The organism is Oceaniradius stylonematis (assembly GCF_965223445.1).
In the GTDB taxonomy this organism is placed as follows: domain Bacteria; phylum Pseudomonadota; class Alphaproteobacteria; order Rhizobiales; family Rhizobiaceae; genus Roseitalea; species Roseitalea stylonematis.
Genome location: NZ_OZ244994.1, coordinates 3268695 through 3283627 on the forward strand (window position 1 = coordinate 3268695; position 14933 = coordinate 3283627).

Sequence of the window (14933 nt, forward strand, 5' to 3'; positions counted from 1 at the left end):
TCAATAGGCGTTTTCCGTGTTGAACAGGCTCATCGGCGTCAGGAACAGGATTTTCAGATCGAACAGCAGCGACCAGTTCTCGATGTAATAGAGATCATATTCTGTGCGTTTCTTGATCTTTTCGTCGCTGTCCACTTCGCCGCGCCAGCCATTGATCTGCGCCCAGCCGGTGACGCCGGGCTTGACGCGATGGCGCGCGAAGTAACCATCGACCACTTCACCGTAAAGCTTGTCGCGGGTCTGGGCATGGACGGCGTGGGGGCGCGGGCCGACCAGCGACAGATCGCCCTTGAGCGCGTTGAAGAACTGCGGCAGTTCGTCGATCGACGTCTTGCGGATGATCCGGCCGACCGGCGTGACGCGCGGATCGCCCCTGGTCACCGCGTTGCGCGCGGTGGCGTCCTGCTGGTCCACATACATCGAGCGGAACTTGTAGACGTTGATGATCTCATTGTTGAAGCCGTGCCGCTTCTGCACGAAGATCGCCGGCCCCTTCGAGGTCAGCTTGACGGCGATGGCGGTCGCCAGCATGACCGGCGACAGCACGATGATGCCCACAAGCGAGAAGAAGATGTCGAAGCCGCGCTTTGCGACCCTGTCCCAATCCCGGATCGGCCGGTCGAAAATGTCGAACATCGGCACCTTGCCGATGTAAGAATAGGTGCGCGGTCGGAACCGCAGCCGGTGCGAATGGGCCGAAAGGCGGATGTCGACGGGCAGAACCCACAGCTTCTTGAGCATGTGCAGAACGCGCTTTTCCGCGTCCAGCGGCAGCGAGACGATCAGCATCGAAATGCGCGCGCGGCGCGTGAATTCGACCAGTTCCTCGATGTTTCCCAGCTTGGGATAGCCGGCGACCACCAGCGGAGAGCGTTCATCGTCGCGATCGTCGAAGATGCCGCAGATGCGCACGTCATTGTCCGGTTGGGCTTCCATCGCGCGGATCAGCTTTTCGGCCGGCGTGCCGCCGCCGACGATCACCGCGCGGCGCTCCATGGTGCCATTGCGCGCCCACCGGCGCACGCGCCAGTTGAGCAACAGCCGCGTCAGGAAGAGAAAGACCAGCCCGCCCAGAAACCATGAGCCGAACCAGACGCGCGAATAGTCCTCCGATGCCTTCATGAAGAAGGCGGCCAGCGTCATCACCGCGAACGCTGCGGTCCACATCAGGGCGACGCGCGGAAACCATCGCAGCGTGTTGCGGATCGCGCGGATCTGGTAGGCATCGACGATCTCGGCAAAGACCAGATAAAGCGTGGAACCGGCGAGGATCGCGGCCGGATACTCGACCATCATCGTATAGGGCACGCCGACATAGGCGAGCATGATGGCCGTGGAGATGAGCGCCAGTCCAACGAACTCGCCGACCCGCAGCAGTCCGGTCACCATCGATGGCGACACCGTGTCCTTGCGATACTCGTCGGCGATACGCGCGGCCAGCGAATTGAGTTGGCCATCCTTGACGACCAGCTCGTCACCGATCTGATACGCCCTGACGCTTTCGGGCGTGTAACGCAGGCGCGGATCGATCTCGTTCATCATACTGTCCGTTGGCGATTGCCGCCGGACGCTAGCGCGTTCGGCTTAAGAAACGCTTGATGCGCCGTTGGTCTTCGGGCCGGCCGGCGAACGCTGTATCGCTGCCGGACGGGCGCGCGTCAGCGCCTCGCGATAGGCATTGACGATGCTTTCGGCCATTACAGCGGCGCTGAACCGGGACTTCAGCGTGGTCACGGGCACCATCTGGTTGCCGAGCCAGCCCGGCTGGTCGAGCGACCGGCGCATCGCGTCGGTCAGGGGGACAAGCGCCGGTTCGACCAGCGCAGCGTTGTTCTGGCCCATGATCTCGGGAATGCCGCCGACCTTTGTGGCGATCAGCGGCATGCCGGCGGCGAGCGCTTCGAGGACGATATAGGGCATGGCTTCGGCCCGCGACGGCATGACGACCGTACGGGCAAGGGCAAAGGCGTCCCGCGCGGGCATCGGTTCATGCATCGTGATGGCCCCGGCAAGGCCTTGCGCCCTGATGCGCTCCGCGATCGCTGCCCGATCGGGTCCGGCGCCGACCATCACCGCCCTGACATCATCATGGTCGCCGGAGCGCAGCGCGGCGATCGCGTCCACGAACAGATCCGGCCCCTTCAGCATTCGGATTTCGCCGATGAACAGGAACGCCGCGGCCTGGCTGGCGGGCACTACCGGCTCGAACTCGGCCGATGTCAGTCCGTTATGGACCACTTGCGTCGTGCAGCGCGGCGTGCCGATCTTGGCCGCATAGACCGATCGCTCATAGTCGGCGACGAACAGGATGGTTTCGCAGGCGCGTTCCAGCAAGCGCTCGACGGTGAAATAGAGCTTTCCCTTGCGGCTTTGCGGGTCGAAATGCAGGCTTCCTCCGTGCGGGGAGTAAAGCCGGGCTGGGCGCGCATCGCGATTGGCCAGCGCGCCGATGGCACGCGCATAAACGCCGCCTTTCGCACCGTGGCCATGGACGATGTCGGGTTTCAGCCGCTTGAGCACCGAAAGCGTTGCGCGGGCGCTCGCAATGTCGCCAATGCCGACGGCGCGGGCCATGGCGACCCGGTGCAGGCCGAGCGGCAGGTCGCCGGCCAGCAGTTCCAGCATGGTTTCGTTGTAGCCGTCGGTGCCCGGAACATCGCAGATCAGCCCGACCTGGTGGCCCCGGTCGGCTTGCGCCAGCGCCAGATCGCGGACATGGCGCAGCACGCCGCCCATCGGGGCGCGAAGCACGTGGACGATGCGCAAGCCGGCCGTGTCGGACATGGCCGTCAGCTCCCGTCAGAACAGCCGCTCGCGGACATAGACGGTGTCGCCGGGCAGGATCGGATCGGAGATCAGCACCCGCCCTGTCATCACGCGGCCATTGATATGGCGTGTGATGTCGGCATTGGCCTGGTTGGCGCGCGCCGAAAACCCGCCGGCCGATGCGATCGCGGTCTGCACCGTCATGCCGGGAACATAGGCATATTGGCCGGCCGAACCGACCTCGCCCATGATGAAGACCGGCCGGTACTGGTCGACCTGAACCGAAACGTCCGGATCGCGCAGGAAACCCTGCCGCAGCTTGGCGGCGATCGCGCTTTCCATCTGTTGGACGGTCCTGCCTCGGGCCGGCACGGCGCCGACGAGCGGGAAGGAAATGTAGCCGGACTGGTCGATCGCATAAGAATTGGTCAGATCGACCTGGTCGAACACGGTCACCCGAACGCTGTCGCCGGCATCGAGCGTGTAGGGCTGGCTGATCGCTTCGTGAAACGCCGCCGGCGCGGGGCGGTACCCCGAACAGGCCGCCAGCGAGACGAGGGCGGCGGCTACAAGGCCTGTCGTCAAAAAGGAGCGCAACTGAACACCCATTGGCACATCCAAACGTCGAAAAGCAGAAGTGCGTGTGCACCTCGATCAGACGCCGTTATCGCCCTGTTAGGGTTAATGGCCGGTAAAGCGGCGGGCACGACCATTGCGCGCGCCGAGCGGCGGGGCAGTCGGTTTACCTATCGTCAATCGAGATGAACGAACCCTCAACGGCCGGTTTACGCGGTGGTTACCATAAACCTTTAGAACGGACGGCCAGTACTGCGTATCCGGAGTAATCAAATGGCCGTTTCGTCCTATCAGTCGCGCGACGCCGATATCGATATCGGCCGGCTCTCTGCGGCCGTCTGGCGCGACAAGTGGATCATCCTGATTGGTTCGTTGGTCATCACCGCGCTGGTCGCGGTTGCCCTGATGCTTGCCACCCCGCAATACCGGTCCGACGCGCGTGTGCTCATCGATGCCGGCGAATCCGTCTTCACCCGGCCCGAACGCGACCCGCTCGCCGATCAGACCCGCCTCGACCAGGAAGCGGTGGCCAGCCAGGTCGAAATCATTACATCGACCGATCTTTTGATGCAGGTGGCCGGGGAACTCGATCTGGCTTCCCGCAGCGAATTCAACGACGCCGCGTCCATGTCGGCGTTCGGACGCGGACTGGCGGCCCTGGGGCTTGGCGCCGACCCGTCCGACGTTGCCGGGGAAAAGCGCGTCCTTGATGCGATGCGCGAGCGTCTGACTGTCTTTCCGGTCGAAAACTCGCGGGTGATCGTCATCGGCTTCCGCTCGTCCGATTCGGAGCTTGCCGCACGCGTCCCCAATGCGCTGGCCCGGGCCTATGTGGCGCTTGAAAGCCGCGCCCAGTTGCAGAACACCGGCGCGGCCGCGGACTATCTCGAAAGCGAGATCGGTCCGCTCCAGGACGAGGTGCGCGCCGCAGAAGCGGCCGTTGCCGAGTACCGCGCCGCCAACGGCCTTTTCATGGGCCAGAACAATTCGGTACTTGCGACCCAGCAGCTCGCCGAACTGTCGACGGAACTGTCGCGCGTGCGCGCCGAACGCTCCGCGCTGGAAGCGCGCGTCCGCAGCGTCGAAAGCGCGCTGGACAGCGGCACGTCGGTCGACACGCTTCCCGACGTTATCGCCTCGCCCATCGTCGCCCGGCTGACCGAACAGCGCGCCAATCTGATGGCGCGTCAGGCCGATCTTTCGACGACGCTGTTGCCCGGCCATCCGCGCATGCAGGCCTTGCAATCGCAGATCGGCGGCCTGGAGGCCCAGATACGCGATCAGGCGCGCAACGTGTTGGCCGGCCTGCGCAACGAGGCGAGCATTGCGCGCGGCCGCGAGGAAGAGCTCAATGGCGATTTGAACACGCTCAAGGCCGCGTCCGCCGATGCCAGCGGCAGCGAAGTGGAACTGCGAGCGCTCGAGCGCGAAGCCGCCTCCAAGCGGGCACTGCTCGAAACCTATCTTCTGCGCTACCGCGAAGCCCAGTCGCGCGACCAGGGCGAATATGCGCCAGCCAAGGCGCGGCTGATTTCAAGCGCCACCGTGCCGCTCGAGCCATCCTTCCCGCGCATGGTGCCGATGGTCGGCGCGACACTCTTCGTCTCGCTGGTTCTGATGGTGGTGGTCACGCTGATGCGCGAACTGTTCTCCGGACGTGCGCTGGTGCCCGCGGCCGTTGCCGCGGGGTCCGGGGCAATCCCAACGGCAGATCGCGATGATGCGCCCGTGCTGCGGGACCGTGTCGCTGTCGAGCCGCCGACAGATGTCGATGAGCCGGCTGCCGCGCCGCCGGCCAACGACAATTTCTCGGTCGCCGCCGTTGCGTCCAAGCTGGTGCGCCGGGGTGCCGGCCGCGCTCTGATCGTCAGTCCGGCAGGCGGATCGGGCGCGCACAACACGGTCGCGATCGCCCGCGCGATCGACGCCAGGGGGCTGCGCGCGATCGTGCTCGATCTCAGCGGAACCGGGCTTGCCAGCCGGTTGATGGACGCCGATCCCGCCGATCCGGGCATCACCGACCTGCTGGCGGCCGAGGCTTCCTATTCCGATGTGATCTTCGGCGACGGCGCGTCCGGCGCGCACATCATCGCCGACGGCAATGCCGATCCCGACCGGGCCGTGTCCGGCATCGAACGTCTGCCGATCATCCTCGACGGGCTGTCGTCGGCCTACGATATCGTGCTGGTCGATTGCGGCGCGACCGACGCCGCCGGGCTCAACCGTCTTGTCAGCGCCGACAGCGAGATCGTCCTGTCGGTCGACGCGCAAAGCGGTGAAAGCGCGGTCGATGCGGCCCGCGACCTGTCCGAAGGCGGACATGACGATGTGCTGATCGTCATCGAGGAGGAGGGTGGAATGCCTGACCCCGTCGAACCCGAACCGATGCGCAAGGCCGGATAATGATGGCGGCCTGACGGCCCGCGGTCAGCGCCGGGCCAAAGCCCGGCGCGCCGTCTTGACCGCCGACCAGACCCGGTCGTTGGACTTGATGGCCCGCACGGCGCGGCTGCGGTTGGTCTGCGCGAATGCGCGTGCCTTGCCCGCCAGCGTCAGGCCGATGGTCGTGTCCATGTGAACCGTCTCGATGTCGCACCACGACCGCTTGTAGGGCTCGTCTCCGATCCCGAAATCAAAGATTTCGATGCCGGTTTCGCAGGCATGGGCGATCGCGCTGAAAAAGAGCAGTTCGCCGGGTCTCAACTGGGCATGTTCGGGCTCGAATGAACCGAATTCGACGGTCATCCGATTGGCGTGCCTGGTGCAGCCGATAACCGCGATGATCTCGCCGTCAAGCGTCAGCCCGTGCAGCGTGTGATCGGGCGCCCCGTCGGTGAAAAGATCGAGCAGGAAGGCCTTGATCCGGTCATCGCCGAAAACATTCGCAATTCCGGCCTGGCGAAACCTTTCGGCCTTGAGTGCCAGAAACCTGTCGAGATAGCGCGACACCTGTTCGGTCGGAACCGGATGGAGGAACTCGACCGATCCCTTCGCATCGAGCTTGCGGCGGTAGCTGCGCAACTTCTTGCGCTTGCTCTTGCCGCCATGGGTCTTCAGCACCGTGTCGAGGTCGCCATCGATGGAAAAGGACAATGCGATGTTCGGGCTGGCAACGCTCGATGCGAAGACGAACGGGTTGGCAAGGTTGTGCCATTTTGCCTGCTGGCGCTCGAGAAACAGCGAGTTGGCGGGAATGCCGGCCGCCTTGATGGCCGACAGGATCGCCGTTTCGCCGGCATCCGACAGCGCGGCGATGTCCTCGCGCCGCCCGACGGGGAAATTGCCGTTCGCGTGCCGCCCGCCGCAATAGCCGGCGACACCGTTGTCGCACCGTTCGAGCGGCAGCAGAACCGGACCATGTCCGACAACCGCGAACTTGAGGAACATCGGCGCGCAGCCGGCACTACCGACCCAGGCGGAAAGGAAGGCGGGGTGCTGGTATCCGGTGAACACCATGTCCGGTGTGATCGCTGCCACGGTGGCACGGATGACCTCGATGTCGGTGACGACATCGACCGCAATGCTGGCCGGCGCGGCCTTGGAAACGCGGCGGGGGGCCGCCATATTGGATGTCACGTCAACCATTGAATTAAGCCTCCGCACCCGATCTACGCCAATCGGGTTTCTTTTCCGTTGAGACGGGGCTTGAAAGGCGAACGGCCAAACAGGTTATCCGCTGTCGGTTTCCCTTGGGCGGCGTTCCATCCACGAGATGACGAACATGGCGGGCACCACCCAGAAGACGCCCGAAAAGGCGAAGAAGGCGAGATGCACGTACCACGCGCTTTCGGCCAGACGGTGTGACGCAATGGCCGTGGCGACAAGCGCGTAGATGACGACCAGCGCGACCAAAACCAGCATGCCGATGAATTTCTTGAGACGATAGGGCATGTTCTCTCCCGCGATGGGCTGCCATGTAGCACGACGGTCGCCATTGCCAAGGCCGTCAAGTGATGCCGCCATGCGGCAAAGCGGCACTTGAAAGGCCGAGTCCGATTTGCAATCAGGCGCGCACACTGCGTTTGGTGAAAGACATTCGATGACCGCCGCCACTGATCTCGCCGACACCGTCTCCGTGCCCGCCATGGCAACAGGCCGCGATTCCGAATTGCGCAATAGGGCGCAGGTTCGCGGCTGGCTCTATTTCACCGCGCTCGTGCTTCTCGTGCTGGTCGTTGTCGGCGGGGCGACACGGCTCACCGATTCAGGCCTGTCGATCACCGAATGGGCGCCGATCCACGGCGTCATACCGCCGCTGACAGAAGTTCAATGGCAGGAGGAACTGGAGCGCTACCGGCAGATCCCCGAGTACCAGCTGGTGAACAAGGGCATGTCGATGGCCGAGTTCCAGTTCATCTACTGGTGGGAATGGGGCCATCGTTTCCTTGCGCGCACGCTCGGCCTCGTCTTTGCCGTCCCGCTCGCCTTCTTCTGGCTGGCCGGACGGCTCGACCGGCGACTGAAATGGCCGCTCGTGGGTCTTCTTGCGCTTGGCGGCCTGCAAGGCTTCATCGGCTGGTGGATGGTCTCGTCAGGGCTGACAGAGCGCGTCGATGTCAGCCATTATCGTCTTGCCGTGCATCTGTGCATGGCCGCGCTGATCCTGGGCGGCATCGTCTGGGTGGCGCGCGCCATCGCGCCGCATGCGCCCGATCTCAAGCCGACGGCGAACTCCTCGCTCTGGGCCGGCGTCATCGCCGGTCTGGTCTTCGTCCAGATCTATCTGGGCGCGCTCGTCGCGGGTCTCGATGCGGGCTGGGTCTACAATGAATGGCCGATGATGGGCGAGGGGCTGTTCCCGACCATCATGTGGGAGCCGACGCTGGGCTGGCGCAACTGGGTGGAAAACCCAGCCATCGTCCAGTTCGCCCACCGCACCGGCGCGTATGCGCTGCTGCTGGTGGTGATCGCGCACGCCATCTCCTGCTGGCGCTGGGCGCCGGGCTCGACCCATGCGCGCCGTGCGGCTACGCTGCTTGCGCTGGTGGTCGGCCAGGCGCTGGTCGGCATCGTCACGCTGGTGATGGAAGTGCCGCTTTCCTGGGCGCTGGTCCATCAGGGGCTGGCCTTCTTCGTGCTGGCCTTTGCGGTGGCCCACTGGCGGGCCATGGTCGGCCCCATACCGCTTCTGGACGGCCGGCCGCACCGGCACGCCTGATCAGGCGCCGATCATCAGGTCGAGGTTCTGCACGGCGGCGCCGGACGCGCCCTTGCCGAGATTGTCGAGCGAGGCGATGAGGTTCATCTGCCCGTCGCCCGGCGTGCCGCACACATAGAGCTTCATCCGGTCGGTGCCAGCCATCTCGGTGGCATCGATGCGCACCGTCGCCGCGCTCTGATCCAGTTCGACCACCTCGACGATCGTCTGGCCGGAATAATGGTTTTCCAGCGCTTCATGCACGCGTTCCATCGGCGCATGGTCGTTCATATGCGCCGACAGCAGCGGCACATTGACCAGCATGCCTTGTGCGAACCGGCCCACCGATGGTGTGAAGACGGGCCGGGCGGTCAGGCCCGACCGCTCCATGATCTCGGGCACATGCTTGTGCCGCAGCGGCAGCGCATAGGCAAAGAACGGCGCGGCGATCCGGTCGTCGGCGGCCTGGTCCTCCATCTGCCGGATCATCTGCTTGCCGCCACCCGAATAGCCGGAGACCGCGTTGATGGTCACCGGATAATCCACCGGCAGGATGCCGGCCAAAACGAGCGGCCGCAAAAGCCCGATCGCGCCGGTCGAATAGCAGCCCGGATTGGAGACGAACTGCGCTTCGGCGATGCGGGTTGCCTGGCCCGGTTCGGCCTCGGCAAAGCCGTAGACCCAATCAGGATCGGTGCGGTGCGCGGTCGATGCATCGATGAAGCGCGTGCCGGCGCCATCGGCCAGTCTGACGGCCTCGCGGGCCGCATCGTCGGGCAGACACAAGATCGCAATATCCGCCTCGCGCAACAGCGCGGTGCGCTTGTCCATGTCGCGCCTGTCAGCTTCGGCAAGCGAAAGGAGCGCGATGTCGGACCGCGCCGCAAGCCGGTCGCGGATTTGCAGTCCGGTCGTCCCATGTTCGCCGTCGATGAAGATTGTCGCTGCCATGTCGGTCCCGAAAGTTCTTTGTTTTCAATTCTTTGCCTGCGCTATCGGAATCAGCGTGAAAACACGTTGAATCATGGTGCCAAGCGCTTGAATCAGTCTCTCAACGGCCGGCTTTCCGCGCCGCGAGAAGACCCAGATAATGCATCGCCACCGCCGCACCGGCAATCGCGGTGATATCGGCATGATCATAGGCCGGCGCAACCTCGACGACGTCTGCGCCCACCATTTGGAGGTTCTTGAGGTGCATCAGCGTCGCCAGCATCTTGGCGCTCGACGGCCCTCCGGCGACCGGCGTTCCGGTGCCCGGCGCAAAGGCGGGGTCCAGGCAATCGATGTCGAAGGTGATGTAGGCCTTGCCGCCGCCGACCCGCTCGTAGATCGCCTCGGCGATCTCGACGGCACCCATCTCCTCGACCTGATGGCCATGGAGGATCTCGATCCCGCAATCCTCGGGCGCATGGGTGCGGATGCCGATCTGGATGGATTTGTCCGGATCGATCACGCCGTCCCGAACCGCGCGGCCGACGAACGATCCGTGGTCGATGCGCTGCCCATCGTCGAACCATGTGTCCTGATGGGCGTCGAACTGGACCAGCGCCAAGGGGCCGTGCCTGGCGGCATGGGCCATGAGAAGCGGCCATGTGACGAAATGGTCGCCGCCCAGCGCGAGCAGAAACACGCCCTTGTCGATCACCGCGCGCGCGGCAGCTTCGATGGCGCCCGGCGTCGCGGCGTGATTGCCATAGTCGAGCAAGACATCGCCATGGTCGATCACGGCGAGCGTGTCGAAGAGATCGGCCGAGAACGGGTATTGCGGATCATTGTCCATGATCGCGGAGGCGCGGCGGATCGCCTGCGGGCCGAACCGCGCCCCGGGCCGGTTGGAGACCGCGGCATCGAACGGAATGCCGAGCACGGCGACATCGACGCCGGACAGGTCCTTTGTGTATTTGCGGCGCATGAAGGACAGCGCGCCCGCATAGGTCGGGTCGCTTGCGGCGCCGGTCAGCGGGCCGGGCGTGATGGCATGATCGACAGTCTCGGAAGGCATGGTCGGCTCGTCAAAGCGGTGACACGTCCATCGCGTTCAACAGCTTTCGCGCCCCGTTGGCAACCGATTTGCGCCGATCGTCGCCCAGCGCGCGGGCGCGGATTTCGATGCGCGGGATGATGGCGGCGTCTTGTTTCACCCAGCGCTCCAGCGTCTTCATCGCCATGTTGAGCGCGATCCAGTCGTCTTCTTCGTGCAGGGTGCGGATCAGGATTTCCGTCGCCTCGGCGCGCTGCTCCGGCGTCAGCCGCCTCTGATGTTCGAGAAAGAGTTGCGCCAGCGTCCATTTGGCCGACGGCTGGTCGGTCTGTGCGATCTCGCCGATGAACCGGTCGGCATAGGTCTCGAACCAGTCCGGCCGTTCCTTGAAAACACGCCGGCAGGCATTGGACGTGCGCAGGCGGACGATCTCGTCATCGCTGAAATAGCACTGGTAGAGCTCCTCCATCCGCGAAGGCTTATCGAGCACGATCTCGACCACGTCCAGCGTGCGGCCCAGCGAATTGGGGTGCCCACCTGTGAGCATGTGACGGAACGGTTCCATGGCGAGAACCTAGCGGTGCAACGCGCACAAAAAAAGCGGGGCCGGGGCCCCGCTTCGATCTCTGCTGACACGTTCCGAAAAATCAGCGCTTGGAGAACTGGAAGCTCCGGCGCGCCTTGGCCCGACCATACTTCTTGCGTTCCACCACGCGGCTGTCGCGCGTCAGGAAGCCGCCCTTTTTGAGGATCGAGCGAAGCTCGGGCTCATAATAGGTCAGCGCCTTGGAGATGCCGTGGCGCACCGCGCCGGCCTGGCCGGACAGTCCGCCGCCCTTGACGGTGGCGACGATGTCGTACTGGCCGTTCCGGTTCACCGCGACGACCGGCTGGCGCAGGATCATCTGCAGCACGGGGCGGGCGAAATAGGTGTCCATGTCGCGGTCGTTGACGGTCACCTTGCCGGTGCCGGGCTTCAGCCAGACGCGGGCGACGGCGTCCTTGCGTTTGCCTGTCGCATAGGCGCGGCCATGCTCGTCCAGCTTCTGGACGTGGACGGGCGCTTCGGGCACGGCGGCCGGTGCCGCCTCGGTGCCGGCAACGGCATCGCCCAGTTCTTCAAGCGAAGTCAGATCAGCCATGGGTGTCATGCTCTCTTGTTCTTGGCGTTCATTGCGGCGACGTCGAGCACTTCGGGCTGCTGCGCCTCATGGGGATGTTCGGCGCCGGCATAGACGCGCAAATTCTTCATCTGGCGCCGGCCGAGCGGACCGCGCGGGATCATGCGTTCGACGGCCTTTTCGACGACGCGCTCGGGGAAACGTCCGTCAAGCAGCTGCGCAGCGGTGCGCTCCTTGATGCCGCCCGGATGGCCGGTGTGCCAGTAATATTTCTTGTCGCCGCGCTTGTTGCCGGTGAAGACCACCTTGTCGGCATTGATGACGACCACGTTGTCGCCATCGTCGACATGGGGTGTGAAGCTCGGCTTGTGCTTGCCGCGCAGGCGGTTGGCGACGATCGTGGCGAGGCGGCCGACAACCAGGCCTTCCGCATCGATCATCACCCATTTCTTCTGCACGTCGGCAGGCTTCTGCGAAAAGGTCCGCATGGGAATGTCCTTGGTTCATCGGTCCCGTCGGGCTGTCGCCGTCGGGGCTTTTCTTGTTGCTTGGATTGCCGGCAGAAGACCAGTGATCTTCGGGCAAAAACAAACGCGCGGAGGCTTGCTCCGCACGTCATGGCGGGCATCTAGACGCGTGACATCAAACTGTCAAGCCATATTTCGGGAGCGAACCAAGAAAAGCCCAGCAATTTCAGAAACTTAGAGATAAGGTATTATTTTACCGTATCTTTTCGGCCCGGTGGGATCGAATATGTGGCGGTGGCGTGCGCAACGATGGTGCCTTCTTCATCGGTGATCGTCGCCTCGACCACGGCCAACCGCTTTCCCAGCTTGAGCAGCCGTCCGGTGCAGACGATCGGCCCGGGCGCCGCCTTGTGCATGAAATTGATGTTCAGATTGGTCGTCACCGTGTGCTTGGCGGGCCCGATATGCGCCAGGATCACCATGTAGGCGCACACATCGGCCATCGTGAACAGGGTCGGGCCGGAAACCGTGCCGCCCGGCCGCAAATGCCGCTCCTTCGGTTCGAGCCGCATCGTCGTCGCGCCCGGCTCGACGGATGCGATGTGAAACACCCGCCCGTCCATGTGCACCTGCGGGAAATCGCGCTCGATGAAGGCTTCGAGGTCGGCCACGCTCATGATGGGCTTGTAGGGTGTGTCCGCCATGATCTCCGTCTTGCTCTCTGGTCGCGGCTTGCCGTGGCGGCGCCGCTTTGCGACAAGGGCGCTGTTACCGTTCCGCCGGCAGGGGAGGCAAGGCCCATGAGCGCCACCGTGACATCGTTGAGAAAGCCCGGCGGTCTGGTTCTGGCCGGCACCGAAGGCCCGATCCGCCGCCTTACGCTGAACAGCCCGCCCGCGAACGCGCTGTCCATCGCCATGATGGAGACGCTGCTGGCGTCCCTCAAGGAAGCCGCCGCCGACAAGGACGTCCGCGTTGTCGTGATCCGCTCCGACGAGCGCGTGTTCTGCGCGGGCCATGATCTGAAGGAACTGACCGCCCATCGGGCCGACGCCGACGGCGGAACGGCGTTCTTCAAGAAAACCTTCGATCTGTGCGCCGAACTGATGACGGCCATCGTCCGCCTTCCCAAGCCGGTGATCGCCGAGGTGGACGGACTGGCGACCGCCGCCGGCTGCCAGCTTGTCGCCAGCTGCGATCTGGCGATCTGTACGGACAGTTCGGGCTTCTGCACGCCGGGCGTCAATATCGGCCTGTTCTGCTCGACGCCCATGGTCGCCTTGTCGCGCAACGTCCACCGCAAGCAGGCGATGGAGATGCTGCTGACCGGCGAGACGATCGACGCGTCGACGGCCAGGGAGTTCGGCCTCGTCAACCGGATCGTGCCGCGCGAATATCTGAATCAGGTTGTCACCAAATATGCGCAAGCCATTGCCGAAAAATCGGCTTTCGTCGTGCGCACCGGCAAAGAGGCCTTCTACCGGCAGGCCGAGATGGATCTCGACGCGGCCTATGTCTACACGGCCGAGATCATGGTCGAGAACATGATGGCCGCCGATGCGGAGGAGGGTATCGGCGCGTTCCTGCAGAAGCGCAAGGCGCAATGGACGGACGAGCAATGAGCCGCAGCGAAACCGGCCTTTGCTGGACATGTGAGATGGCTTGCCGGGCGGCATGGCCGGCGGCCATCGAAGTGCGGCACGGAGATTGGACGGCGCGCTATGACGGAAGTCCGATCCGGCGCACCAACTCGCTCAACCCGCTGCCCGGCGCAACAGGGCCCACCCGCGATGTTCGCCAAGCCGCCGAGTCCTTTTATGCCGGTCGTGGGCGCCGGACGGTGATCCGTCTTCTCGATTTTGCCACGTCGGATCAAACGGCTCTTGAGAATGAAGGATATCGCTCTGAGAGCATCACTCGGACGCTCCACGCCCGGCTCAACGCGGATATTGCCGGAATCGGGCCGGACACCACACTGCACGACCATGCCTCAGCGGGCTGGCTTGGCTTGCGGGAAACGCTCAATCCCGATGCTGGCGGCTTCCGCGCCATGCTGCAGCGGATCGAAGCACCACTCTGTTTCGCCGAAACGAAGGTTGATGAGCGGGTTGCGTCCATCGCCTATGGCGTTCGCATCGACGATCTTCTGGTCGTCGAGGCCGTTGCCACCGATCCTGACTTCCGCGGGCGTGGCCTGGCTCGCCAGACCGTCGGTGCGCTGATCAACTGGGCCCGGCGGCAAGGCGCTGGGCAAGCCACGCTGCAGGTTGTCGCCGAAAACGCGCCAGCCCAGGCGCTCTACCGGCGGCTGGGCTTTGACAGGCTGTTGTTCTCATACAGCTACATGTATGCGCCGGAGCAGAACGATACGCAATGAACCACGCACAGAACCATGACGCCTATCCGGACGAACTGATCCGTTCGGTTCTGACCAGCGTCAAGTCCATCGCGGTCGTTGGCGCGTCGCCCAATCCGGCGCGTCCGAGCCATGGCGTGACCGGCTTTCTCGTGCGCAAGGGGTTCACGGTGTTCGCCGTCAATCCCGGTCATGCCGGCAAGACGATCGCCGGCGCGCCGACCGTCGGCGCGCTTGCCGATCTGCCGCAGCCGGTCGACATGATCGATGTGTTCCGCCGCTCGGAACATCTGGGCGCTGTGGTCGATGCGGCGCTCGCCCTCGATCCGCTGCCCAAGGTGATCTGGAGCCAGTTGGGCGTGCGCGACGATATCGCCGCCGCGCGCGCCGAGGCTGCCGGCCTGACCGTCATCCAGGACCGCTGCCCGGCGATCGAGATGCCGCGCCTGGGCCTGTGATCCCGCAAAACCGTTGCGCCAGACGGCTCCGGCCAGCGTTGGCGCAACGCGAAATGGCTCCCACGCGCAAA

General features: G+C 64.5%; 16 protein-coding genes. 5 read left to right on the forward strand and 11 right to left on the reverse strand.

Features of this window, described 5'->3' with window-relative positions:
* From ACOQOU_RS16120 to ACOQOU_RS16130, 3 genes are read right to left on the reverse strand one after another with little or no spacing between them, the layout of a single operon-like run.
* A complete protein-coding gene (locus ACOQOU_RS16120; protein WP_109765952.1) occupies positions 1–1539 on the reverse strand; it encodes an undecaprenyl-phosphate glucose phosphotransferase in 1539 nt (512 codons plus the stop codon).
* A gap of 45 nt (positions 1540–1584) precedes the next feature.
* Complete coding sequence (locus tag ACOQOU_RS16125; RefSeq protein WP_306024697.1) at positions 1585–2784, reverse strand: glycosyltransferase; 1200 nt, start codon at positions 2782–2784, stop codon at positions 1585–1587.
* Between the two features lie 15 nt (positions 2785–2799).
* Complete coding sequence (locus ACOQOU_RS16130; protein ID WP_306024698.1) at positions 2800–3375, reverse strand: polysaccharide biosynthesis/export family protein; 576 nt, start codon at positions 3373–3375, stop codon at positions 2800–2802.
* A 240-nt stretch (positions 3376–3615) separates the two neighbouring features.
* Between ACOQOU_RS16130 and ACOQOU_RS16135 the strand changes: the two genes are divergently transcribed.
* Positions 3616–5745 carry a GumC family protein gene (locus ACOQOU_RS16135; RefSeq protein ID WP_306024699.1) on the forward strand — a complete coding sequence of 710 codons (2130 nt, stop codon included), beginning with the start codon at positions 3616–3618 and terminating at the stop codon, positions 5743–5745.
* Positions 5746–5769: 24 nt separating this feature from the next.
* Here the strand turns inward: ACOQOU_RS16135 and ACOQOU_RS16140 are convergent, their stop codons facing one another.
* Together ACOQOU_RS16140 and ACOQOU_RS16145 are read right to left on the reverse strand one after the other, a co-directional pair.
* Positions 5770–6927: a GNAT family N-acetyltransferase gene (locus ACOQOU_RS16140; RefSeq protein ID WP_306024700.1), complete on the reverse strand. Its 1158-nt coding sequence runs from the start codon at positions 6925–6927 to the stop codon at positions 5770–5772.
* An 84-nt stretch (positions 6928–7011) separates the two neighbouring features.
* Complete coding sequence (locus tag ACOQOU_RS16145; protein ID WP_109766167.1) at positions 7012–7233, reverse strand: DUF2842 domain-containing protein; 222 nt, start codon at positions 7231–7233, stop codon at positions 7012–7014.
* Between the two features lie 148 nt (positions 7234–7381).
* Here ACOQOU_RS16145 and ACOQOU_RS16150 point away from each other — a divergent pair, with 148 nt between their 5' ends.
* The gene (locus tag ACOQOU_RS16150) at positions 7382–8500 is read left to right on the forward strand and encodes a COX15/CtaA family protein (protein ID WP_109765956.1); all 1119 of its coding nucleotides are present in this window, start codon (positions 7382–7384) and stop codon (positions 8498–8500) included.
* Here the strand turns inward: ACOQOU_RS16150 and argC are convergent, their stop codons facing one another.
* The 6 genes from argC to ACOQOU_RS16180 form a co-directional block, all read right to left on the reverse strand.
* Positions 8501–9430, reverse strand: a complete 930-nt coding sequence (gene argC, locus ACOQOU_RS16155; protein WP_109765957.1) for an N-acetyl-gamma-glutamyl-phosphate reductase — start codon at positions 9428–9430, stop codon at positions 8501–8503.
* Between the two features lie 100 nt (positions 9431–9530).
* Complete coding sequence (gene speB / locus ACOQOU_RS16160) at positions 9531–10481, reverse strand: agmatinase (RefSeq protein ID WP_306024701.1); 951 nt, start codon at positions 10479–10481, stop codon at positions 9531–9533.
* A 10-nt stretch (positions 10482–10491) separates the two neighbouring features.
* Entirely contained in the window at positions 10492–11025 is a 534-nt protein-coding gene (locus ACOQOU_RS16165; protein WP_306024702.1) for a hypothetical protein, read from the reverse strand.
* Between the two features lie 82 nt (positions 11026–11107).
* Positions 11108–11602 carry a 30S ribosomal protein S9 gene (rpsI, locus tag ACOQOU_RS16170; RefSeq protein ID WP_306024703.1) on the reverse strand — a complete coding sequence of 165 codons (495 nt, stop codon included), beginning with the start codon at positions 11600–11602 and terminating at the stop codon, positions 11108–11110.
* Positions 11603–11607: 5 nt separating this feature from the next.
* A complete protein-coding gene (gene rplM / locus ACOQOU_RS16175; protein WP_109765961.1) occupies positions 11608–12069 on the reverse strand; it encodes a 50S ribosomal protein L13 in 462 nt (153 codons plus the stop codon).
* Between the two features lie 227 nt (positions 12070–12296).
* Positions 12297–12752 carry a PaaI family thioesterase gene (locus ACOQOU_RS16180; RefSeq protein WP_306024704.1) on the reverse strand — a complete coding sequence of 152 codons (456 nt, stop codon included), beginning with the start codon at positions 12750–12752 and terminating at the stop codon, positions 12297–12299.
* A gap of 96 nt (positions 12753–12848) precedes the next feature.
* On the opposite strand from ACOQOU_RS16180, the gene ACOQOU_RS16185 reads away from it, so the two are divergent.
* The 3 genes from ACOQOU_RS16185 to ACOQOU_RS16195 are packed head-to-tail and all read left to right on the forward strand — an operon-like array spanning position 12849 to position 14862.
* The gene (locus ACOQOU_RS16185) at positions 12849–13670 is read left to right on the forward strand and encodes an enoyl-CoA hydratase (protein WP_109765963.1); all 822 of its coding nucleotides are present in this window, start codon (positions 12849–12851) and stop codon (positions 13668–13670) included.
* Positions 13667–14425, forward strand: a complete 759-nt coding sequence (locus tag ACOQOU_RS16190) for a GNAT family N-acetyltransferase (protein ID WP_420578742.1) — start codon at positions 13667–13669, stop codon at positions 14423–14425. The genes ACOQOU_RS16185 and ACOQOU_RS16190 overlap by 4 nt, the downstream gene beginning before the upstream one ends.
* Complete coding sequence (locus ACOQOU_RS16195) at positions 14422–14862, forward strand: CoA-binding protein (protein ID WP_306024706.1); 441 nt, start codon at positions 14422–14424, stop codon at positions 14860–14862. Before ACOQOU_RS16190 ends, ACOQOU_RS16195 begins: the two co-directional genes overlap by 4 nt.
* The last annotated feature ends 71 nt before the right edge of the window (positions 14863–14933 follow it).